This window comes from Mucilaginibacter sp. 3215, assembly GCF_050433785.1.
Classification (GTDB): Bacteria; Bacteroidota; Bacteroidia; order Sphingobacteriales; family Sphingobacteriaceae; genus Mucilaginibacter.
In genome coordinates, this window is sequence record NZ_JBNPWO010000032.1 from 1 (window position 1) to 26,150 (window position 26,150).

Below are 26,150 nucleotides of genomic sequence, written 5' to 3' on the forward strand. Positions count from 1 at the left end.
TTTCGCTCTCTCAAGCACCCTTCCGTTTGGGTCTGCAAAGGTAGAAAACCTTTTCTTATTTCCAAAACTTTTTTATTTTTTATTTTTCAAAGTTTTGCAGTGTTTATCTTTCTTCTCTTTCCCTCTTCAACACCGATTCTTTTACCCTTTGTATGAACTACCGCTCCTGTTTGAAGCGGCTGCAAAGGTGCGAATTTCATTTTGATTTAGCAAGTGAAAATTTCACTTTTTTTAATCTTTTTATTCGCTTTTAATTTTCAAAAAACAACGCCTCTTTTTCTAAAGCGGTCACAAATGTACACAGAAAACCATCTACCAACCAAGATATATTTTCAAATAATTAAACCTATTTTACAACTGCCTGTAAATTAAGGTAAAATACATCCCCAAACACCCTCATAATTAAGTAAAGACGGGCATTTAGCTAATGTGTATATTTGAAATGTATATGAATGAGCATAATTTCCCTCCGCATTTCATCGCATCATTGAGCGTGGAAAACGGCTTCGATGAAGAAAATTTTGTAAAAGCGCACCGGTTTGAGGAGGCTCCAACCTCTATAAGGGTTAATCCTTTTAAACCATCTGCCTTAAAAATTACACAAAATGTACCCTGGTGCGCCAACGGATATTATCTTGAAAGCCGCCCGTCGTTCACATTCGATCCTCTTTTTCATGCCGGCTGCTATTATGTACAGGAAGCATCATCAATGTTTATTGATCATATTTTTAAAACCATCAACCAAAATAATGATGATGCGGTAAAAGTACTTGACCTTTGCGCGGCACCCGGAGGTAAAAGCACCTTGCTTAATTCGGCCCTGCAACCTGCCGATTTATTAGTGGCAAACGAAATCATTAAAACACGTGTACCTATATTAACAGATAATTTGAACCGGTGGGGTACAGCCAATACCATTGTTACCAATAATGACCCTAAAGATTTCAGCAGGCTGAAAAGCTTTTTTGATATCATACTCGTTGATGCCCCCTGCTCGGGCTCGGGCATGTTCCGAAAAGATCCGGATGCGATGAGCGAATGGTCGGAAGGGAACGTGAACCTTTGTCATCAGCGGCAGGAACGCATACTTGCTGATATTTACCCAGCCTTAAAAGAAGATGGTTACCTTATATATAGCACTTGTTCCTACTCACACCAGGAAAATGAAGATATCCTGGACTGGCTTTGCACCGAGTTTGAGCTGGAAAGCATCCGCATACCTATTAATAAGGAATGGGGCATTGTTGAAACCCAGTCGCCGGAGAAAAAAGCCTGGGGCTACCGTTTTTACCCTGGTAAGATAAAAGGCGAAGGCTTATTTGCCGCCTGCCTGCAAAAAAAAGAAAACAGCGGCGATCTGGCCTCCTTCAAAAACAACACCCAGCAAAAATTGCCGGGCAAGGAGCTCGACCAGGTGCGCTCATATATTAATAACCCCGACCACCTTTATTATTTTAAGGTAAATGACGACTGGATGGCTATTAACCGCGCCCATAAAGAAAGCCTCAACATACTACAGCGACAGCTCTATATAAAAAAATCGGGCGTAATTATAGGTAAGCTTGCCGGTAAGGACCTGATCCCCGATCACGAACTGGCCCTAAGCCTCATAGTTAATAGGAATGCTATTTTGGAAACGCCCCTTAATAAAGATCAGGCTATCCAATACTTGCGCCGGGACAACATAGAACTATCCACAGCAGATAAAGGCTGGACGCTCATGACCTATGAAGGGCATCCGCTTGGCTGGGCCAAATTATTGCCAAATCGGATCAATAATTATTATCCTAAAGAAATAAGGATCCTCTCGACGCATCCTCCGAGGGAATGGTAATATTATGCCTTTACGTTAGGGATTGAAGCGGATACCGGCCAATGTGGCTAAGGCCCTGCGCAGTATGAGCGGAAAGCCCGGCCGAAGGCAACGCGCTAATAAATAAAGATCGAACTTAAACTCACAAAAAAAGCTAAGCCGCAAAGTTTTGGAATCTCTTCCCCCTTTGCGGTTTAGCGTATTTGCATAAAAGTAAATGCTACATTAAAGTTACTGTGATCAATTACCGTGCTCCATTATTTATTATTGAAATTTAAACCCTAAACCAATTTGCCAAACCTGGTTACGGTAATCGGGCAGGTTTTGATCAGCATAAGGACGATTTTCACCAAGGTCGATATTATAACGACCGCGGATCTCCACATTGCGGTTAATGTCAAAACTTACGCCTACTACACCGGCAACGTAACTATGATTGGCATCATTGTCAATATGATCAACACTGGTACCTAAACCGCTTTCGTAAGTATTTTTGGTTGATGTTAAAAAGGTAAGCTGCGGACCAACCAGCAGGTTAAAGCCTCGTACCACCCTAAATTTAGCCAGCAAAGGCACATCAATATAATTGGTGCGCTGTGTAAATTTCCCGTCCCGGTCATTCACCTCATATCCTTTTTGCGAAAACAATACTTCGGGAGCAAATGACAGCGGGTAGATAATAGGCACATCAAAGGTTAAACCCGCGTGCCAGCCCGCAAGTGAACTCGAACTATAATTGCTGTTATAAGCATCAACCGTGTTTGAAACGTTTAAACCAACCGCCAAACCAACTTTGGGGGTGTAAAAATCATCATAACGGCGTTGGGGCTGAGACCTTTCAACAACCCGGCGGGGCGGGCGGCGATGACGCGGTCCATAGTAATACCCCTGCGCACTAACTGTCCCTACGGTAAAGAGGCACATTGCCAAGAAAAGTAATTTTTTCATCGTATTTGTCTGTTTTAAATAAGTGGCGGAAAAGTCGTTAGCCCGTTAGTTACCGGTTACCGCCGGCTTTTCCTCGTATGTATGTTAATAACGTGATAGATTAATAAAAAACACAAAGGTTTATTAGCGGTTTGATTTTTGTAATAGTTGTAACATCATTTTCATCAAAAATTCAGAATAACGCTACATTTGGCCTATGCAAGCTTCTAAAACCCGCATTTTCTACCCGCTGATTATCATCTTCACATTTTTCACCGCCGATGTTTTTGCACAAAAAGAAAGTTATATCCAATTGTTAGGCAAACAAAACCGCTGGGTCGACTCGGTGTATCATAAAATGAGCCGCAAGCAGCGGGTTGCACAATTATTATTTGTAAGGGCGCATACCAATAAAGGGAAAGCCTATGAAGATTCGGTTGGGCAGGTGATTAAAGAGCAGCAATTGGGGGGCGTTGTATTTTTTCAGGGTGGGCCGGTGCGCCAGGCCAACCTAATCAATAAGTATCAAAAACTGGCCAAAGTACCTTTAATTATAACTATGGACGGCGAATGGGGCCTGGGCATGCGCCTGGATTCTACCATATCATATCCATACCAAATGACCCTCGGTGCCATACAGGATAATAACCTGATTTACAAAATGGGCCAGCAAGTAGCTTATGATTTTAAACGCCTGGGCATGCAAATGAACCTTGGGCCAGATATGGATGTGAACAACAATCCTAATAACCCGGTTATCAATTACCGCTCTTTTGGCGATAACATGTATAACGTGGCCAAAAAAGGTATTGCTTATTTTAAAGGCATGCAGGATGCGGGCTTGCTTACTTCGGCCAAGCATTTTCCGGGGCATGGCGATACCAATGTCGATTCGCATTTTGATTTGCCGCTGCTTCCTTATAGTCGTAGCCGATTAGATTCATTGGAGATGTATCCCTTCCGGGAAGCCATCAATGCGGGTATCAGCGGGGTAATGATCGCTCATATGGGGATCCCTTCCTTAGATAATACGCCAAAACTCCCCTCAACCCTTTCGCGCCCTATTATTACCGGAATCCTGAAAGATTCGTTAAACTTTAAAGGCCTGGTGATATCCGATGCGATGGAAATGAAAGGGGTAACCAAATATTTCCCCAACGGTGAAGCCGATGTAAAGGCCTTTATTGCAGGCAATGACATCATCGAGCTGTCTGAAAACTCCGACCGGGCCATAGGCCTGATCCGTAAAGCTGTGAGGCATGGCAGCGTTAGTGCTGTTGAATTTGAAGCGCGGATCAAAAAGATCTTAGTTGCCAAATACTGGGCAGGGCTTAATCAATACAAGCCAACTGTTTTAACCAATTTGAGCCAGGACATTAACAGCGATGCCGCCAAAGCACTGGTACAACAACTAAGCGATGCCGCGGTAACTCAATTGAAGAACAATAATGTAAAGCTCAATCCATTTTTAAAAACAGCCGTCGTGAGTATAGGGGTAAGCTCGCCAACGCTTTTCCAGATGGAGGTTGTAAAAAGTTTCCCGAACAGCCGCATATTTATAGTTAATAAAGACGCACCGGCGATTGAAGTTACCAACATCCTGAACTGGCTTAAACAGTACCAGCAGATTATTGTAGGCATACATGATACCCGTCTGCGCCCGCAGAGCAAGCTTGATTACAGCAGCGATGTAAAGCTAATGATTGCCGATCTGGCATCACGCAAAAACACAGCATTCAGTGTGTTTGCCAATGCTTATACTATAGCGGGTTTGCCGGGACTTGAAAAAGCTGGCAGTTTATTGGTTTGCTACCAGATGTCGCCCGAACTGCAACAGTCAGCAGCGAAAGTGCTTAGCGGTCGTTTAAAGCCTACCGGTAAGCTTCCTGTAAGCGTGAATGCATTTTTTACGACTGGGATGGGGTTGTAGCCCCCAAGCCCCCTAAAGGGGGAGTTTAGAAAACACGTTTTACTCTGTGAATCTGCCAGTTTCCGTGTTCATCGCACTGCAAATACCATCTATTTGATTAAATTTCAGAGGCTTGAGCCATCGAAGAATTTGGCAAGACTTCCCTTTTTTATTAAAATAAAATTGGTATATTAAGAGAAACGGTCTCATTTTTTCAAACCATTAATCTTAAATTTCATGCCTTGTTTTCATAAATTCTACGGCCATCAAAATCACTTACAAGGAGATAACGGCCTATTACCCAATTGGGAATCCGACACACTAATAGTAGGAACATTTAATCCAGAGAATGTCTGGGCACCCACTAATCTTGCAGAGTATTTTTATGGAATATCTCGATACTTTTGGAAAGTACTTCCTGAGTTTGCCTGCGCTTCGAAAATTGACAATAAAAATATTCAAACACAATTTGAATTTCTTCAATCGAATCGGGTCGCATTGACGGATTTATTAATTTCCATTAATGACGCTGATATTAATAATCCTGATCACATTAATTGGATAACCAGTTACTTAGATAATAAATTAAATAACTTCAAAGACTTTACTTGGAACACCAATAACATCATTAATTACATAAATCATAACAAAGTAAAAACGGTTTATTTCACTCGCTTAAGCTACAGTGATCCTTTTGGACAACAGATAGCTTTTATTGAAAACTATTGCAATCGAAACAAAATTCCAAGTTTTAAACTACACACTCCTACCGGCCAAGGTTTAGGTTCTGGAAAACCAAGAAAAAACAAACTCATAAACAGATGGTACAACGATAATGGGGCCAATCGTTTTCAGTTTTTAAGTCCTAACTTTGATGTCAACAATTTTGAGTTTAAATAAAGAATTATCGAAACACAACGTTCCAATAACTAATTAAAAGTCTCCCCTTTCAGGGGGAGATTTAGAGGGGGCTTATGCAATCTACATTCAATAAATATAACGCTAAATTTCAGGAAGCCTTAGCCGGTTTAAACCCCGAGCAGCTGGCCGCAGTTAACAAAATGGATGGCCCGGTACTTGTAGTAGCCGGCCCCGGTACGGGCAAAACCCAGATCCTGGCAGCGCGGATAGGCAAAATCCTGACTGATACAGACGCTTTACCCAGCGAAATCCTGTGCTTGACATATACCGATGCCGGCGCAGTAGCCATGCGCAAACGCCTTTTTGAATTTATCGGCCCCGATGCTTACCGGATAAATATATATACATTCCATGCTTTTTGTAATGAGATTATCCAGGAGAACCTCGAGTATTTCGGCAAGCTGAATTTGGAATCCTTATCCGACCTTGAATCGGCCATGCTATTCCGTGAACTGGTTGATGAGTTCCCGAACGATCACCTGCTGAAGCGTTTTACGGGCGATATTTATTACGACGTTCCCCGGCTTAAAAGCCTGTTCAGCACTATGAAGCGGGAAAACTGGAATGCCGAAATGATCGAACAGGCGGTAAATGACTATCTTGAAGACTTGCCTAACCGAGAGGAGTTTATTTATAAACGGGCTAATGCCAAAGCAGGCATCAAGATTGGTGATCCGAAGCAAAAAGATATCGACGCCGCGCACGACGTGATGAAAAAACTGCTGGCTGCTGTTGGAGAGTACCAAAACTACACAGAAAAAATGAAAAGCCGCGGCCGCTATGATTATGACGACATGATCATTTGGGTGTTGCGCGCTTTCCGCGATAATGAGGAAATCCTGCGCCGCTATCAGGAGCGTTACCAGTATATTTTGGTTGATGAGTTCCAGGATACCAGCGGATCGCAAAACGAGTTACTGCGTTTCCTGCTTAATTATTGGGATACCCCAAATGTTTTTGTGGTAGGCGATGATGACCAATCGATCTTTAAATTTCAGGGGGCAAACATGAAAAACATCCTTGATTTTGCCAATGACTACGTAGATACACTATACACCGTAGTGCTAAAACATAACTATCGCTCCAGTCAGCAGATCCTCGACATTTCAAAAGCGCTTATCGATAACAATTTCGAGCGATTGTCCAGTCAGCTTAATTTAGATAAAGCTTTAAAATCGTCGCATCCACGTTTTAATAACCTGTTGGTCGAGCCGGTGATCCGGGAGTACGAGAACCCTGATAAAGAACTGGTTGATGTATCGCTGCAGATAAAACAACTGGTTATTGACGGTGTACCGCCGGGCGAGATAGCGGTAATTTACCGCAACCACAACCAGGTTGAGGAGATGATCAAATTTTTGGACGTGCAAAAGATACAGGTAAACACCAAGCGCAAAATTGACGTGCTTACCCAGCCCTTTGGCGAAAAGATCATCAATATCTTACGTTACCTTACCATGGAGCTCGATTCGCCATACAGCGGGGATGAATTACTATTTGAGATCATGCACTATGATTTCTTTAACATCCCCCCTATTGAAATTGCCAAGGCAAGCGTTGCCGTGTTTAAAGAAAACTTTGGTACCCTGGCTTACAATCAGCCTAAAACTTCTATCCGCCGTTACGTAAGCGAGATGAGGCCACCCAAACAGGCAGACCTTTTTCACCCCGATCAACAACAGGAGATGCGGTACCTCGTAAGCAATATCGATTATCTGCTCAAAGAGTCGGTTAGCGTTACGCTGCAACAGCTTTTTCAAAGTGTGATAGCCAAAATGGGCATCCTGAAATATATTATGCAGCAACAGGATAAGGGCAGCTACATGCAAATGCTTACCAGTTTTTTCGATTTCCTGAAAGATGAAAGCCGCAAAAGGCCCGACATCAGCCTGGATGATTTGATCTCGACCATCGAGATGATGAAGAAACATCAGATCCGCCTGGAGCTTAACCAAAGCATCTTTTCGGAGAATGGTGTTAACTTCCTCACCGCACACGGCTCAAAAGGGCTTGAGTTTGAATATGTGTTTTTTATTGGCTGCGACAAACGTACCTGGGACAGTAAAGGCCGTAACAGCGGTTTCAGCTATCCCGACACACTCACCCGTTCCGCCGCTGATGAAATTGCACAGAAAGAGGAAGCGCGCCGCCTGTTTTATGTGGCGGTAACGCGTGCCAAGCAGCACCTTATGATCTCATACGCCGCTAAGGACAGGAAAGACAAAGACCAGGAGGCAAGCCAATTTATAGGCGAGATATTAGCCAGCACCAATATGCAGGTACAATACCCTAAAGTGGATGCCATGGATATGATCGAGTTCCAGGCAACCCAATTCAGCGAAGCCGAAAAACCAAAGGTTGAGTTACTGGATAAAAACTACATCAACCAGCTGCTGCAGAATTACACGCTATCAGTAACCCACCTGAGCAGTTACCTGGATTGCCCGCTGCGATTTTATTTTCAGTGTTTGATCAGGGTACCATCGGGTAAAAGTCCGGCGGCTACTTTTGGACAGGCGGTACACTGGGCACTCAACAAAACTTACAGGCAGTTGAAGGATAATGGCAACGAGTTTTTGAGTACGGAAAATTTCATGCGCGAGTTTAGATGGTATATGGCCCGCAATCGCGATTCATTTACTAAAGATGAGTTTAAACTGCGCTCGGCTTATGGCGAAAAGATCCTGCCGCCATACTACGAGCAAAATGTACCGCACTGGAACAAAATAGCGGTAACCGAGCGCCCTATCAAAAATATTGAAGTACACGGCGTACCTATTAAAGGTAACCTGGATAAAATTGAATTTGAGGGCAAGCAGGCTACTGTTGTTGATTATAAAACGGGTAAAGTAAAAAATGCCAAAGAAAAACTGATGCGCCCAACAAATGATCTGCCCAACGGAGGCGATTACTGGCGCCAGGCAGTTTTTTACAAGCTCCTTGTTGATCATGACCGCAGTAACGACTGGGAAGTTGTAAGCACTGTATTTGATTTTGTTGAACCCGTAGCCGACAACGAATATTACCGCGAAAAATTTGTGATAACACCCGATGACATGGAAACGGTAACCGGCCAGATCACCGAAACTTACGCTAAAATCATGGCGCACGATTTCAGCACAGGCTGCGGCAAAAAAGAATGCGACTGGTGCCATTTTGTAAAAAGCAATTTTAAACAGGCCGATGAGATTTTGGGGATTGTTGCGGAAGAGGAAGGAGAATAAAAGATGCTGATGTAGAGACGCATAATTGCGTCTCTCGCAGGACAGGCAATCGGAAATAAATAGTTCGATAGACGCATGTGATGCGTCTCTACATTAAAAAAAGCCACTACCATACCATATGAAATATATCATCCCATGTTGCTTTGGCAATGTGATCACACTTACCCCATACAGAAACGACAGGGGTTAACAGGGTTAACACAAATTCAAATATCTCTTAATAAAAATCTAATAATCAGTCATTTATAAAACACACAGGGTTACACAAAAAATCCCCAGTCGTCGCTGCTATCGCCTGGAACATACAAATTTATAGTCGCCGTTGAACGAATCGCATCACGTGATTATTACAATATGTTTCATTCTGCAAATTCATTAATTCCATAAATTCGGGTTTCAGACATACATCATATGAAACACATCCTCCCATTCCTCCTCCTCATCTTAACCTTGCCTGCCACTGCCCAAACCATCATAAAACAGGACGCTGGCATTAAGCAAATGGTTGATGAGGTATCAGCCAAAAACATTGAGGCTACCATCCGCAAACTGGTTAGCTTTAAAAGCAGGCACACGCTGAGCGATACAACCAGTAAAACCACGGGCAGCGGTGCAGCGCGCAACTGGATCAAGGCCGAAATGGAGAAATATGCTTCGGAATCAAACGGGAGGATGACCGTGCAGTTTGATACGTTCACACAGCCTAAAGGTACACGTATCGATAAACCCATCAAGCTCAAAAACGTACTGGCCACACTGAAAGGTACCGATCCGAATGATACGCGGGTGTACCTGGTATCGGGACATTATGATTCACGCATCAATGATGTGATGGACGCCAACGGGGTTGAACCCGGTGCCAATGATGATGCCTCAGGCACTGCACTTTCGATGGAACTGGCCAGGGTGATGGCTAAAAGATCGTTCCCTGCCACTATTATTTTCATGACAGTGGTTGGTGAAGAGCAGGGTTTGTACGGATCTGCCAACGTAGCCAAACGGGCCAAAGCCGAAAACTGGAATGTGGATGCCATGCTGAATAATGATATCGTTGGCAATACTTACGGCATGGAAACTGACCTGAAAGATAACCGTAGCGTACGTGTTTTTAGCGATGGTGTACCTACAGCAGCTACCGATAAACAAGTAACGGTTTTGAAATCATTAGGAGGGGAAAATGATAGTCCGTCAAGACAACTGGCGCGGTATACCAAGGAAATTGGAGAGCGTTATGTTGACCAACTGGATGTGAAACTCATTTACCGGCGCGACCGCTACTTGCGCGGCGGCGATCATCTGCCGTTTTTAGAGCAGGGCTTTACAGCTGTAAGGTTTACCGAAATGAATGAAAACTTTAATCGCCAGCACCAGAATATCCGCACCGAAAACGGCGTAGAATACGGTGACCTGCCCAATTTTGTAGATTATAATTACGTGCAAAAAGTAGCCCGCATGAACCTATCGGTATTAGCCAATCTGGCTTCAGCCCCGGCCGAACCACAAAACGTTGGTGTGATCACCAGCGACTTAACCAATAAAACTAAACTGAAATGGGAAGCTCCCGCTACCGGTAAAAAGCCCACAGGTTATTATGTATTAATGCGCGAAACTATCAGCCCTTATTGGGAAAGGAAATTTTATGTAACCGATACTTCGGCTATGTTGAATTATTCAAAGGATAATTATTTTTTTGCGGTGCAATCTGTTGACGCGGATGGGCATGAAAGTTTGCCTGTGTTTCCGAAGCCGGTTAGGTAATCATTTTTTTTGACAGATAATAGATTTATCACCATCTTTATAGCTAAAAAAGTCCTGACCTTATGGCATTTAGCTTTACCCCTTCATTTAATAAACAAATTGATACAAACAACGCCGACCCAAAACATATCCTGGTAATCGCACTCGAGACCGCCCGGCAACTGGATTGGAGAATAATTTATACCGGAAAAAATGGGCTTATAACAATTATAGGCGGAGGCCTTTTTTCACCCATGCAGGAGTTCAGGCTTGTTATTAATCAGTCTGATATTTTGCTGATAAGTAAAAACGCCGATGGAAAAATTACTGATTGGTCGGAAATGAACGAAGAGAATGTAAATACTTTCATCGAAAAATATGATCAGCTTAAAACATCTCTGAACAGCGAATTTATCGAGGAAAAATTGGTCGAACTCACTCCCATATTTGAATCTGAAGAAGAAGATATCTTAAACGCCCCTCCACCAACCACAAAAAAAAAGTTACTGGGATTCCTTAGTTTTTTTATACCACGGCCTGAATACTTCATAACACCAATAATTATAAATGTTAACATCGCGATTTTCATTATTATGGTTATTCGTGGTGTATCGGCGTTCGAACCTACAGTAAGCGACCTCATTAGCTGGGGAGCAAACTTTGGGCCACTCACTTTAGATAATCAATATTGGAGACTAATAACGGCAATTTTTCTTCATATCGGCATCATGCACTTGCTTTTAAACATGTATGCCCTGATGTATATAGGTATGCTACTTGAACCCCGGCTTGGCAAACTAAAATTTGCAGCTGCCTATTTATTGACAGGTTTATCTGCCAGCATAGTTAGTGTTACAACGCATGGGTTTATTGTTAGTGCAGGTGCATCCGGGGCTATATTTGGCATGTATGGTGTATTTCTTTCCATGCTCACAACAAATATTATCGAAAAAAACGTACGAAAGCAACTTTTGGTCAGCATAGGCTTTTTTGTCGCTTTTAATTTATTATATGGTACTAAAGAAGGGATTGACAACGCGGCTCACGTTGGTGGACTGGTAAGCGGATTCATTATAGGATACCTTTACTATCCAAGTCTTAGCAAACCGGATAATACAGGATTAGAAGTTCTCTCTGTAATGTCCATTGCCGTTTTAACACTACTATGCTGTACCGTTACCTACTATCAAACACCTAATCCATTTGCGATGTACCAGAAAAAGATGAAGGATTTTGCCGTTAAGGAGTCAATGGCATTAGAGGTAATGCAAATGCCAAAAAATACGGCTAAAGATGTTTTAATGTCCGAACTGAAGGATAGGGGTATATACTATTGGAATGAAAATATCCGGGTTATCAACTCTGCTGATTCACTCAACCTTCCCGAACCTTATAAGGTTCGCGACAATATGCTTAAAAAGTACTGCCAGCTACGCATCAATAGTTATAATTTATTATATAAGAGGTTACAGGACAGCACGACAGTTAGGCTTCCGTCCATAGATTCGGTTAATCGCGAAATTGCTCAGATCATTGATGACTTGAGTAAACATAACAAATAATCTACTTCACGCTCTTACGCTGCACAATAAAATATCCTGCCACAAATACAACAACTGCTATAGCCATACTTACAAATACATCTTTAGTAAAAACATCTATTTGTAACCGGTTGGATGGATCGCCATGATTGTTTTTCAGCATGCTACTGATAGCTGCCATTGGGTGTGCATATGGAAACAGGTAGCTATACTCCCAGCCTTTTGAAGCCGCCACAACGCCGGCTATAGTACATATAAAACCAATCCCCATCGGCTTTAAAAAATCTGCCCAAAATAAACTGAGTAAAAACTGAATGGAAAGGATACCTAATGATGATAAAAACAGTTTGAAATAGATCTGTGCCAGTTCTTTCTCCATGTGGAAATCGTCGAACCGTAACTCTGGTTTTACTATGCTTAACAAATTGCCGAAACCAATGGTAAACAGCACAAACAACGCAAGGCAAACAAATACAAGGAAAACCGCATAAAAAAATTTAGCCGCATAAACCGACCAGCGGGGGATTGGCAGATTAAACAAGGTTTTCCAGGTATCGGCCCGGTGTTCGATACTGTTTACGGAGTATGCTATAAATATGATATACATTGGCAGCACCAATGAGCCCATGATACCCAAAATAGCACCAGCAAACTGTAGCCAAAGCATCATCGGCGGCATTGACACCAACTTTTCACTTTTGGTATAAAACCCTACGAACAACAAAACACCTATAAATAAAGGAAGCATTACCGAAGCCCAAAAGCCGAGTGTTTTACGGCTTTTGTAAAACTCCGAACGGAACGATAGTATAAATCCTTTCATGGTTTAGGCGTTTTGGTGATATCTAAAAATAGTTTCTCCAGGTCTTTTTGCTGTTTACTGATGCTGTAAACCGTTTGCCCGTTTTTATTGAGCAGGGCGTTGATCTCGCCCATTTGCTGTTTGGAGATGTAGGGTACCAGTAAATGCTCGTCGGTTACTTCGGTAACGTTAATATGGTTGCGGGTTAAGAGGTTGGCGGCGTCAACGGTATTTTCGGCATCAACGCGCACCAGCGGTTTACTAATGGCCTGCAGGTCGGCAACACTCCCCTGAAAAAGCATTGCGCCATTATTTATAATGCCCACATGCGTGGCCATCCGTTCAATTTCGGCCAGCAGATGGCTTGATATAAAAACAGTTTTACCGTGTTGGGCAACAAGCTTTTTTAAAAGCTCGCGGATCTCGATGATACCGTTTGGGTCGAGGCCGTTGGTAGGCTCATCCAAAATCAACAATTTAGGATCGGCCAGCAGGGCCAGTGCAATTCCAAGCCGTTGTTTCATCCCTAATGAATATTGCCCGGCCTTTTTATTGGCGGCGGCGGTTAGCTGTACCAGGTCAAGCATATCTTCAACGCGCTGAGCAGGCACCTGCAATAATAAGGCCCTGTTCAATAAATTTTCCCTCCCGGTTAAATGCTGGTATAAAGCAGGCTGTTCAATAAGCGAGCCTATTTGCGAAAGTATGCTGATGCGGTTAGTTTTGATATCCTGCTCAAAAATGTGGATGTTACCTGCATCGGGTTTTAGCAGGTTAAGCAGGAGTTTGATGGTAGTGGTTTTCCCGGCGCCGTTGGGACCGAGAAAACCATATATACTTCCTTCCGGAACTTGCAGCGCCAGAGATTTAACTACCTGCTGCTTACCAAAGGTGAAGGAAAGCCCTTCGGTTTTAATTACCATATATTATTTTTTGCTACTGAGCAAACGGTTTTAACCATTACAAAACCTTTGTGAAACAATGAGGTAGCATGTACTGCTGTGCGGCCAATTATTGCTGTTTCCTTTTTTTGCTCGAACTGGTAGCTTACACCCAAAATAAGGGCAAACATTACCGGGATCAATAACATGATAAAAGGATTTGAATTTTTGATAAGCGTTTTCATTGTGAGTGGTGATTTTATACAACAAAGGAATATTAAAAAAATAACCTGCTAAAATCATTTAGACCAACACACTTTGTTTATAGATGAACGCTTTTCTGCACCTTTTAACCAGTTCATCGATGATAAAAGCCAGTTCATCGAAAAAATGAGCCGCTATATATAAATAACAGGCCGATATCATTATCAAAATATTAAATTAGATGCCACACCCGTAAACATAAAAGGGATTTAAAAACAGCGAATGGAGGCTTCATTACCATTACCGAAATCCAGAACCGGCATTAAAACTGCCTGGATAATTTTTTGGCACCTGTTTTTTTGGACGGGCATTATATCCTTTTTTGTTTTTTTGGCAAGGCTAAACGATGCGCAGCTCAGTACCAAAGAGCTGCTGGTGATCTTTTTGCTTTATCCTGCTATTAACATCAGTCTGTTTTACCTTAACTACCTGGTTTATATCCCCAATTTCCTTAATAAAAAACGGTATTGGGAATATGCCACAGCTGTACTGGTAAGCATAATAATATATGGCATAGGTAAATATGGAGTAGGGCTAATATTTAAGGAGATTGTATTAGTACATCAAAAAGGGCATGTAACCAGTTTTGCCACCTATTTTTACAGCAGTATTTTTACCAGCCTGATATTTGTTTTCCTGAGCACTGCGCTAAAGTTCAGTACAGACTGGTTTCTGAACGAACGCATCCAGCGCGACCTGGAAAATCAGCGCCTTATTGCCGAGCTGGCTTTTCTGAAATCGCAGATCAACCCGCATTTTTTATTTAACTCCTTAAACAGTATTTATTCACTGGCTTATCAGCGCTCAGAAACTACCCCCGAGGCTATTTTAAAGCTTTCGGAAATTATGCGTTATATGCTGTATGAATGTAACGAAAACAAAGTTGACCTGAGTAAAGAACTCCAGTACCTGCAAAACTATATCGACCTGCAAAAGATCCGCTTTGGCAGCAAGGCATTTATTGATTTTAAGGTAGATGGCAATATCACCGATCAAAAAATAGAACCTTTGCTACTGATCGCTTTTATCGAAAATGCTTTTAAGCATGGCGTTGCAAATGATATCAATTCGCCTATAAAGCTACTTATTAACGTGGCGGATGGTAAACTGCATTTCTACATCCAAAACAAAAAACATAACAATAACCGTGATGCTGTAGGTGGAATTGGTTTGATAAATGTGCAGCGCCGGCTCAACCTGCTTTACCCCAACAGGTACTCTTTAAAAATAAGGGATGAAGAATATACTTACACCTGCGAATTATCAATAGATTTATAGTTATAACCCATTATAACCATGACCTGTTTGAAAAAATTTCTCCCTGCCCTGTTTCTTGCAACATCGGCCATTACCGCATCTGCACAAACCGATCCTAAAGCAACCGAAGTTTGGGACCCCGAACCTGAAGTAGTTTCACCGGGCGCCGGCAACAAGCCGCCATCTGATGCTATTATTTTGTTTGATGGTAAAAACTTGGACAAATGGACAGATCAGAAAGGCAACAAACCGGGCTGGATAGTAAAGGATGGTATTGTAACTGTTAAGCCGGGCAGCGGCTCTATCATCACCAAACAAAACTTTGCCGATTGCCAGCTGCATATTGAATGGCGCACCCCGGCTGTTGTTAAAGGAGAAGGACAGGAGCGTGGCAACAGCGGCGTAATTATGCAAAGCCGCTACGAACTGCAAATCCTGGATAGTTATAAAAACCGTACCTACTCAAACGGGCAGGCCGGTTCTGTTTATAAACAATACCTGCCGCAGGTAAATGCCTCGCTTAAACCGGGCCAGTGGCAAAAGTATGATATCATTTATACCGCTCCACGCTTTAATATCGACAGCTCTGTTAAAACACCGGCTTACATTACCGTATTACACAATGGCATACTGGTACAAAACCATGTTACTATAAAAGGAACAGTGGCGCACGTTGGCCAGCCCAAATATCAAAAACATGCCTTCGCCTTACCCCTGCTGCTGCAGGAGCATGAGTTTCCGGTTTCATTCCGCAATATCTGGATCAGGGAGCTTGGGGTTCAAAAATTGTTAAACGGCAAGGATAAAAAGGGTTGGTATACCTATCTGGATACTTTAGGCAAGGATAATGATGTACATAACAACTTTGCCATTGAAAACGGCATGGTACATGTAATGGGCAAGTATTTTGGTTATATGGCCACCAAAAAATCGTACGATAATTATTACCTGAAAGTAGTATTTAAATGGGGAAGCAAACAATATCACCCGCGCGAAAAAGGCGTACGCGATGCAGGTATTTTATATCATTTTGGAGAGGGTGATAAAGATATCGTATGGCCAAGATCGATAGAATGCCAGATCCAGGAAGGTGATTGCGGGGATATTTGGTGCGTACAGCATACTAATGTGGTTACGCCTAATAAATCGGCCATTGAGTGGGACCAGCAGCGTGTTTACCGCACCGCCAATTTTGAAAATCCGCGCGGCGAATGGAACACCATCGAAATTATTTGCAACGGTAACCAGATTGAGCATTATGTTAACGGGCATTTAGTAAACTGGGGAGTAGCTTCCTTATCGCACGGTCGCATCCTTTTACAATCGGAAGGCGCCGAGATCTGGTATAAATCTGTTGAATTGACGCCGTTATAACAAAACAGCACATTAAAAAATTTAGAATAACCATTATTACATTATTTTTACGCTATGATCAGATGTTTGGTAGTTGACGATGAGCCTTTGGCGCTGCATATTTTGGAAGACTATATTTCCAAGATGCCTTTTTTGCAATTGGTTAAAGCTACAACCAACCCCATCGAGGCGCTTACCATGGTACAGGCCGCCGAAGCCGACCTTGTGTTTTTAGATGTTCAGATGCCAGAACTTACCGGCATCCAGTTTTTGAAGATCGCCAACGGCAAGGCCAAGGTTATTTTAACTACAGCCTACCCGCAGTACGCGCTTGAAGGCTACGAACTTGATGTAGTTGATTACCTGTTAAAGCCTATCGCATTTGATCGTTTTTTTAAATCGGTACAAAAAGCACAAAGTATTATCCAGCCGGTTGCAGCCAAACCACAGGTAGTAATGCAGGCCGAACCCGTGCAGCAGGATGATTTTTCAACCGACTTTATCTTTGTAAAAACCGAGCATAAAATTCAGAAAGTATACCTGCACGATATTATGTTTATAGAGGGTTTAAAGGATTATATCAGCATCTTTACCTCTGCCGAGAGGATCATTACCCTGCAGGGTATGAAAAAGATGGAAGATGCCTTGCCCGAAAAACATTTTGTTCGGGTACACAAATCATACATTGTAGCCCTCAATAAAATAGACAGCATTGAACGGAGCCGCATCCAGATAGGTGAAAAGATCATCCCCGTAGGCGATACCTATCGTGATGAGTTTTTCAGGATGATTGAGAATAAGAATATCTAAGCTTGGTGCTTATCTGAGATTACTTCGTTTCTTATAATGACGATAGAAACTAAAAAAGGCGATGTTTTTAATATCGCCTTTCTTTATTAGATTACTTAGTGCCTTAATCCAACGTGTCCACTGTATCCTTCTCCCCTATCTGCTGCCTCCACATGGCATAGTATAAGCCTTTTTGGGCAATCAGATCGGCATGTTTGCCACCTTCAATAATGCGGCCTTTCTCCAATACATAAATGCTATCGGCATGCATGATTGTTGATAAACGATGAGCGATGAGGATGGTAATGTGATTTTCCTTTTCGGATACACTACGGATGGTTTCGGTGATCTCTTCTTCGGTAATGGAATCAAGCGATGAAGTGGCCTCATCGAAAACAAGGATATCCGGTCGGCGTAATAACGCGCGGGCTATAGAAAGACGCTGCTTTTCGCCGCCAGATACTTTTACACCACCTTCGCCAATTACAGTGCTTAATCCTTTATCGGCGCGGGCCAGCAGGGTTTGGCATGCGGCACGCTGCAGCACATCCATACATTCCTCATCGGTAGCATCCGGGCGTACAAACTGCAGGTTTTCGCGGATGGTACCCGAAAACAGTTGCGTATCCTGGGTTACAAAACCTATTTTTTCGCGCAGCTGATCAAGGTCGATTTCTTTACTTAATGTGCCATTGTATAAAATATCGCCCTGCAGGGGCTGATATAAACCTACCAATAATTTAACCAATGTAGTTTTACCCGAACCCGAAGGGCCAACAAAAGCGATCGTCTCGCCTGAATTGGTTTCAAAGCTGATATGGTTAAGGGCATTACGATTAGCTGTTAAATGTTTAAAGCTGACATCGTTAAAAGTTAGGGTATTCACCTTTTCAAGCAATACAGGCTTTTCGGGTTTTTTATCAATAGGGATACTCAATATCCGGTTAAAGTTGCCAAGGGAAACCTCAGCTTCACGCCAGGAAAGGATCACATTACCTAACTCCTGCAAAGGGTTAAATAAAAAGAACGAATAGAATAAAAAGCTAAAATACTGACCCGGAGAGATAGTCTCTTTGAAGATAAGCATTAACAGTACTACAACCATTACACTGCGTACAAAGTTTACGGTAGTACCCTGTACAAAGCTCATACTGCGTACATACTTCACTTTTTTCAGTTCCAGGTCGAGAATTTTGTAGGTAGTATTATTTAATCTTGCTATTTCCTGTTTTGCCAAACCCAAACTTTTTACAAGCTCGATATTCCTTAGCGATTCGGTTGTTGAACCTGCCAGCGCTGTTGTTTCGGCTACAATTGTCTTTTGGATTTTTTTAATTCTCCGGCTCATGGCCATACTCACAAAAGTGATGACAGGTATCGCCGCGAAATATACCAGGGTAACTTTATAGCTTACGCTTACCGAGTAAATGATAACAAATACCATCCCGATAAGCGAAACAAAAAGGATCCCGATAAAGGAGGTAATAAACTTTTCGCAATCTAAACGCACCTTTTGTAATATACCTAAAGTTTCGCCGCTCCGCTGGTCTTCAAATACCTGGTAGGGTAACTCAAGCGAGTGCTTTAAACCATCGGCATACATTTCGGCCCCAACCTTTTGGGTAATGATATTGGTAAAATAATCCTGGAAGTTTTTAGCTATACGCGATACCATGGCAACACCAATAGCAGCGCCAACCAGCATCAGCACCTGGTTCAGGTATGCGTCATATTGCAGCTTACTGCGTTGTTCAATAACACGGTCAACAATACGACCGGTTATCCATGGGTCGAGCAGTGAGAAGCCTATATTCATAGCCGCCAGGAAAAGTGCGAATACAACAATCCAGCGGTGTTTTTTTAAGTAAGAGATTAATACATTCATGTTTCAACAGCAAACATAAAAAAAGGGAATGGCTAAGTAGCTCATTCCCTTTTAATTTGACACAAGGTTAATATTAAACCGTCATGATATCTTTTTCTTTAGCTTCTGAAAGCTGATCAACTTTAGCAATGTAGACATCGGTAAGTTTTTGAACTTCAGCTTCGCCTACTTTTATTTCGTCCTCAGAAACACCTTCCGATTTTAATTTCTTGATTTTTTCATTGGCGTCTTTGCGGATATTGCGGACAGCAATTTTCCCGTTTTCGGCTTCGCCCTTGGCTTTTTTTACCAGGTCGCGGCGACGCTCTTCGGTAAGCGGCGGTACATTGATCCGGATAATGATACCGTCGTTTTGTGGGTTAAGTCCTAAATTTGCTTCCTTGATGGCTTTTTCAATTGCGCCCAGTAATGATTTTTCCCATGGCTGAACAACAATGGTACGGGCATCAGGGGTATTTACACTGCCAATCTGGCTAAGCGGTGTAGGTGTACCGTAGTAATCAACTTTAACATCATCCAATAATGATGGGCTTGCTTTACCTGCACGTATTTTATTTAATTCGTTGTCTGCATGCTCAACGGCCTTATCCATATTGACCTTTGCATCGTTTACTTGTTTTTTAATGAGTTCGCTCATCGGTTTTTAAATTTTCAACAAAAGTAATAAAATCTCTCATTTAACGGCTTTGGTATTTGGGTACAATTCAAAAGCATTTAACATTTTATAACATATTTAACATTTTAATATTATTGAATGATAGGTATATTAGTATAAAATATTATCGCCATGAAAAAAACCTTAATCCTTGCTGCTATCGTAGCCTGTGCAGGCCAGCTTAAAGCGCAAAGCCTCAATAAGGCGCCTAACAACAATAACACTGTCGATAAACTTTTTAACTTGAAACCATTAAAGGTTGACAGCAACTTGTCTAAACTAATCCCGGTACTTCCGAAAAACGGACTTTTAAATGATAACAGCACATTGCTAAATACCCGTGAGCTTGTTGATAATGTAACCGTGTATAGCCGGATGCCTGTGGTTAAAACTTATCCTAACGATAATATGCCTGTGGTTAAAACAGATAAACCAGGGATGAAATACCATATGCTCATTAAAAGAATAGATGTTGTTAATCCGGATACTGCCGGGGTAAAAAAGGAAAAAGTTACTCCGTAGCCAGCTCGTCTGGCAGTAGTTCGCCGTCTCCTTTATACTTCACTTTTTCGCGCTTTTCAACCACCTGTTCAAAGCTCTTTTCATAATCGGGATGATTAGTGCCCATTAACCTGTCCCATATGTTGAAATATAAACCATAATTGCATTTTACCAATCGGTGGTGCATGTTATGATGCGTTGAAGTATTGTGCCATTTAAACAGTTTATGCGTAGTAAACCCCGGGGGAAAAAGCTCATAGCCCAGATGACCGGTCACGTTTAATAGCAACGAATACAAAGAAAATATAGTAAGCGCTGTGCCGTGATAGGGAATAGTAAAGGCGATGAGCGGTACAATCCCAATCTCTGCTACGGCCTCCAGCGGATGGAAAGCATAAGCGGCAAATGGTGTCGGATTAGTTGACAAATGATGCGTTTTGTGCATCAGCTTAAACAAAGGCTTCCAGTGCATAGCCCTGTGTGTCCAGTAAAAGTAGGTGTCGTGCATCAGGATCATCAGCCCTATACTCAAAAAATAATAAGGATATCCTTTATCGCTGATGTTTGGATAGATCCTTGTTAAATGTTGCTTACTGGCATAGATCACCAGCATGATCACCACACCAAATATCAGTATAGTAAAAAACGAATAAACGATTTCGCGAAGGATATGCTTACTTTCGGGATAGCGTTGCTGAATTTTTGAATACCAATATGTCCGTCTTCTCCACACGTAAAAAAACAAGTATAATGCCCCGGCAAATACCAGGTAACGCCCTGCTATCGAAAGCAGAACCCGGGAGATTTCTGTTATTTTATCGATGGAGGGATGCAGTGGCATTGTTAATTTAACGCTGATTTTTGATTCACAATATAGCAATCCTTTCTTAGCTTAGCCTTAGAGGGCACAAGTACGCCCCGCTCTTGCAACCACACGATGCTTGCGCCAGTTAAAGGCGCATCCTGTCTTATTTTTATCCAATTAAAAATCCTTATTCAAAACTTTTTCCAGCTCTGCAAAGCTAATATTCATTTTAATCCGGCCTTGTTTGGCATATGAGATCTCTCCAGTTTCTTCAGATACAATGATCGCCGTGGCCTCATTGGCCTCTGTTACACCAATACCTGCCCTGTGGCGCAGGCCGAACTGCGCCGGCAGATCAGTTTTTTCGGTAAGCGGCAAAATACAACTTGCCGATTTTATCTTATTCTCCGAAATCACCACCGCACCATCATGCAACGGACTCGTTTTCTGAAAAATGCTTTCCAACAATCGCTTTGAAATTTTGGCCTCCACCACCTCACAACTGTTTTGATAAAACTGTTCGTCATAATACTTGGCGAAAACAATGAGCGCCCCGGTGCGGGTTTGCTTCAGGCTTTTGCAGGCATCAATTATTGGCTTGATCCGGGCGTAATTATTTTTCTCCACTTCTGATTTTCCGAAGAAATATTGCCACCAGGCTTTATTGCGTTGGAGCGAAGCATTTTTACCTACCAATAGTAAAAACCGCCTTACCTCCTGCTGAAACACCACGATAATGGCAATGATCCCCACATCAACAAATTTGCCCAGGATAATGGTAAGCAGCTTCATATCCAAAGCCTTCACCACAAAATTGAGAGCGAAGATCACTGCAAATCCAATGAAGATATTAGCTGCAATGGTTCCCCTGATAAGGTTATACAACTGGTAAATGATCAAAGCCACCAGCAATACATCAAGAATAGAAAAGAAACCTATTTTAGGGAAGAGGGATTGTATGGACTGCATTTACGAAGTTAATAAGTTTACCCGAACATAAACGCCGGATGGATGCTAAATATGATAGGCCAACCGGGTACAACGGTCATTTTACATATCTGTGTTGTTACTTCAGGGGGATATACGGCCCTCCCGGCACACCCCAGCCCCATTTTGGCATAGGCGTATCCGGGCTTTCTGCAGTAGTATCTGTTTGGGAGTTCAGCACTGCTATCCGCGTACCCCACTCCAGGTAAGCCATAAAAGCTGAGCGAAATTCTGGGTCATCGGGCAGTGAAAGTTCATCGGCAGTTTGCAGCAACAATTCAGTCCAGCGCTTGCGGTGCGCTTCGGTTAAATGCTTTTGCAAATGTTTATTGATCATGGCATAATGGCTGCCTTCAGTTTCGCTGTAGGTTTTAGGGCCACCGAATACTTCGCTCACAAAATGCGCCACATGTACACGGTGTTCGGGCGACATATGCTTAAATACAGGTTCCAACAGTTCATCGTCCAAAACCTTATCATAAAATTTGTTGAAAAGCAGTTCAAAAGCAGGTGTACCACCCGCCCATTCAAACAATGTAGGGATTGTAGCTGTCATAAGTGTAAAAACCGGTTGTGATAAAGATAGGGAGTGCATCTTTAAAAAACCAGTTATTTATACGCAGCAAAAAAATTGATTATTTGTCCCGTTCGGTAGTAAACCTAACCAGTTGCTCCAGCCCGCGGTGCGAATCACTGTCGGGAAAAGTGTTCAGGATTTCGAAAGCTTCCTCCTGGTACTTTTTCATCTGGGTTTCGGCGTATTGTAAGCCCCCGGTATCCTTCACAAATTTGATGATCTCAGCAATCTTTTTAGGGTCTTCATTATGGTTCTTCACCAGGTTGATCACCCTCTTTTTTTCTGAACTGCTGCAATTGGCCAGGGCGTAAATAAGCGGCAGAGTAACTTTTTTTTCTTTGATATCGATACCCAACGGCTTACCCACATCATCAGTTCCGAAATCAAACATATCATCCTTGATCTGGAACGCGATGCCTATTTTCTCGCCAAAGAGGCGCATTTTTTCAATCACCTCGTCACTGGCCCCTGCCGACGCAGCACCGCAGGCGCAGCAGGATGCAATAAGCGAAGCGGTTTTCTGCCTGATCACTTCATAATAAACAGGTTCACCAATATCCATGCGGCGCACCTTTTCAATTTGCATCAGTTCACCCTCGCTCATTTGCTTAACAGCATCCGAAACAATACGCAGTAATTGAAAATCGTTGTTATCAATAGAAAGCAGCAAGCCTTTTGAAAGCAGGTAATCACCCACCAAAACAGCTATCTTATTTTTCCATAAAGCATTAATAGAGAAAAAGCCGCGGCGCTGATAAGAGTTATCAACCACATCATCGTGCACAAGAGACGCTGTATGCAACAGCTCAACCAGTGCCGCCCCGCGGTGCGTAGCCTCATTGATGCCCCCGCAAATGCTGGCCGAAAAGAACACGAACATTGGGCGGATCTGCTTGCCTTTACGCTTTACAATGTAATGTGTGATGCGGTCAAGCAGCGGAACGGAACTTTTCATTGAGTTCCTGAATTTCTCCTCAAACGCATCAATATCAGCAGCAATAGGTTTTTTAATGTCGTTGATGCTCAGCATTGCAACCAAAACAGTATTTTATGTTAACCACCGCCATGTGACAGTGCGGAGCAAACATAAGCTAAAATTATGTATCTGCATTGCAGCCTAATATTTTTTACTCAAATTAAACCAAAGCACGCCATAACTGTCATACTTGTGCGAGTGCAATTTTTATAAGTAGAGTTAAGTTTTTGTGAAAGCGAAGCCGGTTAAAACGGGCTTCGCTTTTTTATTGATAGTAAGGGCAAATATTTTACCTTTGCAATCCACATTTACACGGAGAGGTGTCTGAGTGGTCGAAAGAGCACGCCTGGAAAGTGTGTATACTCCAAAAGGGTATCGAGGGTTCGAATCCCTCCCTCTCCGCCAAGTATTATTTAATTAGAATCAAAAGCGCTGTAAATGAATTATTTACGGCGCTTTTTGTTTTTTGCCCGCACCAAAATAAACCAATGAATCGCTTTGTTCCGGTGACCTGTAGGTGACCTTTGATAGGGTAAAACCGCTGGTCACCGGAATGCTTGTAAGTTACTGTAATTGAGCCTGTTTAGTATTTAAACATCTTGATTACAGGAGGATATGTAACTAATTTTATTCACTTAAAGCTCAGCGATGAACAAATCTTTTAACCTCCTCTTTTACGTAAAGAGATCAAAAACAAATGCCGAAGGCCTCGCCCCCGTTTATCTACGTATTACTGTTGATGGCGTACGTATCGAAATCTCCTCTAAACGCTATATCAATCCCGACAAATGGAGTACAAACGGCCAGAAGTTAACCGGGAGCAACGATGCTGCAAAAAGCATCAATGCGTATTTGAAAACATTAGAACACCAGGTGTATGATGTTCACCGAGATATGATTGAACGAAAGCTATTGATCACTGCTCCCAACTTAAAAGACAGACTCCTCGGCGGAAAACCCTCGCCCGGAAAAATGTTGGTGCCAATATTCCAGGAACATAACCGTCAGGTTGCTGCGCTTATTGGCAAAGAGTATGCAAAGGGGACGCTTGACCGGTACGAAACAAGCCTTAAACATACACAGGCGTTTCTGCAATGGAAATTTAAATCCTCAGATATTGATATCCGGGCAATCGACCACGAATTTATCATGGCTTATGATTTTTATCTACGTTCGGAAAGGGGTTGCAACAATAACTCAACGGTTAAGTATCTAAAAAACTTTAAAAAGATCATTCTAATCTGTATCGCAAATGGTTGGCTTGATAGAGATCCATTTGTCAAATACAAACCAAAAGTAAAGGAAGTTAAACGGGATTTTCTAAATGCCGAAGAACTGGAGGTGATGGCGAATAAGCAGCTGGTTAGCGACCGGGTGTCTCAGGTAAGGGATATTTTTCTTTTCAGTTGTTACACCGGCTTAGCTTATGCAGATGTTAAGAAATTAAAACGTTCAGAAATAGTAATAGGAATCGACGGACAGAAATGGGTTTATACCAGCCGTCAGAAAACGGATACCTCCTCAAGAATTCCTTTATTACCTCAAGCAATGGATTTAATGACAAAATATGAAGATCACCCTCAGTGCGCGAACGATGGTTTATTGCTTCCTGTCCTGAGCAACCAAAAAATGAATAGTTATCTAAAGGAAATAGCGGACGCTTGCGGCATCAATAAGGAATTAACTTATCACATAGCCCGCCATACTTTTGCAACAACCATAACGCTTGCAAATGGTGTCTCTATTGAAAGCGTATCTAAAATGCTTGGCCATTCCAATATCAAGACGACACAGCACTACGCAAAAATTTTAGATGCAAAAGTTAGTGAGGACATGGGCAGGTTGAAACAAAGATTAGCTGAAAGGTAATTACCTATGGGATAACCACCCGCTTTCTGCAAGGCATGAATAATTTATCCCTTATTCACCATGTAAGCAACCACCTGTGCTAAGCCGGATAAAATGACAAGGCCGGGCGAGCAAAAAAATAAAACACTCCCGCCCGCTTGTATAGCCTTTTCATTTTATCCGGCTTGGCCTACCTTTGCGACTATGATGAATAAGGTAAAGAGTTGTTTTTTTATAGGGTTTATCCCCCATGTTTCTAAAATAGCTACGTAGCTACTTGGTTATAATTTTTGTTATCTTTGACTATATCATACTTATAAATACTTCTGACCGATGACTACAACTGCCGACAAGCCTAACCAGATACATCAAGGCCGCAACGTTAAACGTTTTCGTGAAATGTTCGGTGCGCCCGTAAAGGCGCTTTGATAAATATACTTTAGCAAGTATTGGGCATGTGTTCCAAAGCCCATCATCAACCGACCTATCCTTGAGGGA

At 42.3% G+C, this 26,150-nt stretch carries 22 protein-coding genes and 1 tRNA gene; 13 read left to right on the top strand and 10 right to left on the bottom strand.

Going from position 1 to position 26,150, the window contains the following annotated elements:
* Both ABIC84_RS27175 and ABIC84_RS27180 read left to right on the top strand, forming a co-directional pair.
* On the top strand, positions 1 to 205 hold a 205-nt coding region (locus tag ABIC84_RS27175; protein ID WP_218117320.1), incomplete at its 5' end, for a hypothetical protein.
* A 243-nt stretch (positions 206 to 448) separates the two neighbouring features.
* A complete protein-coding gene (locus tag ABIC84_RS27180; protein ID WP_429265600.1) occupies positions 449 to 1,834 on the top strand; it encodes a methyltransferase RsmF C-terminal domain-like protein in 1,386 nt (461 codons plus the stop codon).
* 243 nt (positions 1,835 to 2,077) lie between these two features.
* Here the strand turns inward: ABIC84_RS27180 and ABIC84_RS27185 are convergent, their stop codons facing one another.
* Complete coding sequence (locus tag ABIC84_RS27185) at positions 2,078 to 2,761, bottom strand: porin family protein (RefSeq protein ID WP_176628862.1); 684 nt, start codon at positions 2,759 to 2,761, stop codon at positions 2,078 to 2,080.
* Between the two features lie 196 nt (positions 2,762 to 2,957).
* Here ABIC84_RS27185 and ABIC84_RS27190 point away from each other — a divergent pair, with 196 nt between their 5' ends.
* The 5 genes from ABIC84_RS27190 (at position 2,958) to ABIC84_RS27210 (ending at position 12,093) form a co-directional block, all read left to right on the top strand.
* A complete protein-coding gene (locus tag ABIC84_RS27190) occupies positions 2,958 to 4,670 on the top strand; it encodes a glycoside hydrolase family 3 protein (RefSeq protein ID WP_429265601.1) in 1,713 nt (570 codons plus the stop codon).
* A gap of 216 nt (positions 4,671 to 4,886) precedes the next feature.
* On the top strand, positions 4,887 to 5,549 hold the full coding sequence (locus tag ABIC84_RS27195) for a hypothetical protein (RefSeq protein WP_429265602.1): 663 nt from the start codon (positions 4,887 to 4,889) through the stop codon (positions 5,547 to 5,549).
* Positions 5,550 to 5,623: 74 nt separating this feature from the next.
* On the top strand, positions 5,624 to 8,794 hold the full coding sequence (locus tag ABIC84_RS27200) for an ATP-dependent helicase (protein ID WP_429265603.1): 3,171 nt from the start codon (positions 5,624 to 5,626) through the stop codon (positions 8,792 to 8,794).
* Positions 8,795 to 9,205: 411 nt separating this feature from the next.
* The gene (locus tag ABIC84_RS27205; RefSeq protein WP_429265604.1) at positions 9,206 to 10,552 is read left to right on the top strand and encodes a M28 family peptidase; all 1,347 of its coding nucleotides are present in this window, start codon (positions 9,206 to 9,208) and stop codon (positions 10,550 to 10,552) included.
* A gap of 62 nt (positions 10,553 to 10,614) precedes the next feature.
* Positions 10,615 to 12,093 carry a rhomboid family intramembrane serine protease gene (locus tag ABIC84_RS27210; RefSeq protein WP_429265605.1) on the top strand — a complete coding sequence of 493 codons (1,479 nt, stop codon included), beginning with the start codon at positions 10,615 to 10,617 and terminating at the stop codon, positions 12,091 to 12,093.
* Position 12,094: 1 nt separating this feature from the next.
* Here ABIC84_RS27210 and ABIC84_RS27215 read toward each other — a convergent pair whose 3' ends face one another.
* Genes ABIC84_RS27215 through ABIC84_RS27225 form a run of 3 tightly spaced genes read right to left on the bottom strand, consistent with a single transcriptional unit; the run spans position 12,095 to position 14,000 of the window.
* Entirely contained in the window at positions 12,095 to 12,895 is an 801-nt protein-coding gene (locus ABIC84_RS27215) for an ABC transporter permease (RefSeq protein ID WP_091175501.1), read from the bottom strand.
* On the bottom strand, positions 12,892 to 13,797 hold the full coding sequence (locus ABIC84_RS27220; protein WP_426582119.1) for an ABC transporter ATP-binding protein: 906 nt from the start codon (positions 13,795 to 13,797) through the stop codon (positions 12,892 to 12,894). Before ABIC84_RS27220 ends, ABIC84_RS27215 begins: the two co-directional genes overlap by 4 nt.
* A complete protein-coding gene (locus tag ABIC84_RS27225; RefSeq protein WP_091220896.1) occupies positions 13,791 to 14,000 on the bottom strand; it encodes a hypothetical protein in 210 nt (69 codons plus the stop codon). The genes ABIC84_RS27220 and ABIC84_RS27225 overlap by 7 nt, the downstream gene beginning before the upstream one ends.
* A gap of 241 nt (positions 14,001 to 14,241) precedes the next feature.
* On the opposite strand from ABIC84_RS27225, the gene ABIC84_RS27230 reads away from it, so the two are divergent.
* The 3 genes from ABIC84_RS27230 to ABIC84_RS27240 are packed head-to-tail and all read left to right on the top strand — an operon-like array spanning position 14,242 to position 17,439.
* The gene (locus ABIC84_RS27230; protein ID WP_429265606.1) at positions 14,242 to 15,297 is read left to right on the top strand and encodes a sensor histidine kinase; all 1,056 of its coding nucleotides are present in this window, start codon (positions 14,242 to 14,244) and stop codon (positions 15,295 to 15,297) included.
* Between the two features lie 18 nt (positions 15,298 to 15,315).
* The gene (locus tag ABIC84_RS27235; protein ID WP_429265607.1) at positions 15,316 to 16,650 is read left to right on the top strand and encodes a 3-keto-disaccharide hydrolase; all 1,335 of its coding nucleotides are present in this window, start codon (positions 15,316 to 15,318) and stop codon (positions 16,648 to 16,650) included.
* A gap of 54 nt (positions 16,651 to 16,704) precedes the next feature.
* Entirely contained in the window at positions 16,705 to 17,439 is a 735-nt protein-coding gene (locus tag ABIC84_RS27240; RefSeq protein ID WP_429265608.1) for a LytR/AlgR family response regulator transcription factor, read from the top strand.
* Between the two features lie 103 nt (positions 17,440 to 17,542).
* Here the strand turns inward: ABIC84_RS27240 and ABIC84_RS27245 are convergent, their stop codons facing one another.
* Both ABIC84_RS27245 and frr read right to left on the bottom strand, forming a co-directional pair.
* Positions 17,543 to 19,303: an ABC transporter ATP-binding protein gene (locus ABIC84_RS27245; protein ID WP_429265609.1), complete on the bottom strand. Its 1,761-nt coding sequence runs from the start codon at positions 19,301 to 19,303 to the stop codon at positions 17,543 to 17,545.
* 73 nt (positions 19,304 to 19,376) lie between these two features.
* Positions 19,377 to 19,940: a ribosome recycling factor gene (gene frr, locus ABIC84_RS27250; protein WP_429265610.1), complete on the bottom strand. Its 564-nt coding sequence runs from the start codon at positions 19,938 to 19,940 to the stop codon at positions 19,377 to 19,379.
* 150 nt (positions 19,941 to 20,090) lie between these two features.
* Here frr and ABIC84_RS27255 point away from each other — a divergent pair, with 150 nt between their 5' ends.
* Positions 20,091 to 20,480: a hypothetical protein gene (locus ABIC84_RS27255; protein ID WP_429265611.1), complete on the top strand. Its 390-nt coding sequence runs from the start codon at positions 20,091 to 20,093 to the stop codon at positions 20,478 to 20,480.
* Here the strand turns inward: ABIC84_RS27255 and ABIC84_RS27260 are convergent.
* From ABIC84_RS27260 to ABIC84_RS27275, 4 genes are all read right to left on the bottom strand, one after another.
* Positions 20,470 to 21,300: a sterol desaturase family protein gene (locus ABIC84_RS27260; RefSeq protein ID WP_429265612.1), complete on the bottom strand. Its 831-nt coding sequence runs from the start codon at positions 21,298 to 21,300 to the stop codon at positions 20,470 to 20,472. The genes ABIC84_RS27255 and ABIC84_RS27260 overlap by 11 nt on opposite strands.
* A gap of 141 nt (positions 21,301 to 21,441) precedes the next feature.
* Entirely contained in the window at positions 21,442 to 22,233 is a 792-nt protein-coding gene (cdaA, locus tag ABIC84_RS27265; protein WP_090530839.1) for a diadenylate cyclase CdaA, read from the bottom strand.
* 97 nt (positions 22,234 to 22,330) lie between these two features.
* A complete protein-coding gene (locus ABIC84_RS27270; RefSeq protein ID WP_429265613.1) occupies positions 22,331 to 22,807 on the bottom strand; it encodes a group II truncated hemoglobin in 477 nt (158 codons plus the stop codon).
* Positions 22,808 to 22,886: 79 nt separating this feature from the next.
* A complete protein-coding gene (locus tag ABIC84_RS27275) occupies positions 22,887 to 23,858 on the bottom strand; it encodes a polyprenyl synthetase family protein (RefSeq protein WP_090530846.1) in 972 nt (323 codons plus the stop codon).
* 260 nt (positions 23,859 to 24,118) lie between these two features.
* Between ABIC84_RS27275 and ABIC84_RS27280 the strand changes: the two genes are divergently transcribed.
* A tRNA-Ser gene (locus ABIC84_RS27280) sits at positions 24,119 to 24,209 on the top strand.
* A 243-nt stretch (positions 24,210 to 24,452) separates the two neighbouring features.
* Positions 24,453 to 25,673, top strand: a complete 1,221-nt coding sequence (locus ABIC84_RS27285; RefSeq protein WP_429265614.1) for a site-specific integrase — start codon at positions 24,453 to 24,455, stop codon at positions 25,671 to 25,673.
* Positions 25,674 to 26,150 lie beyond the last annotated feature (477 nt).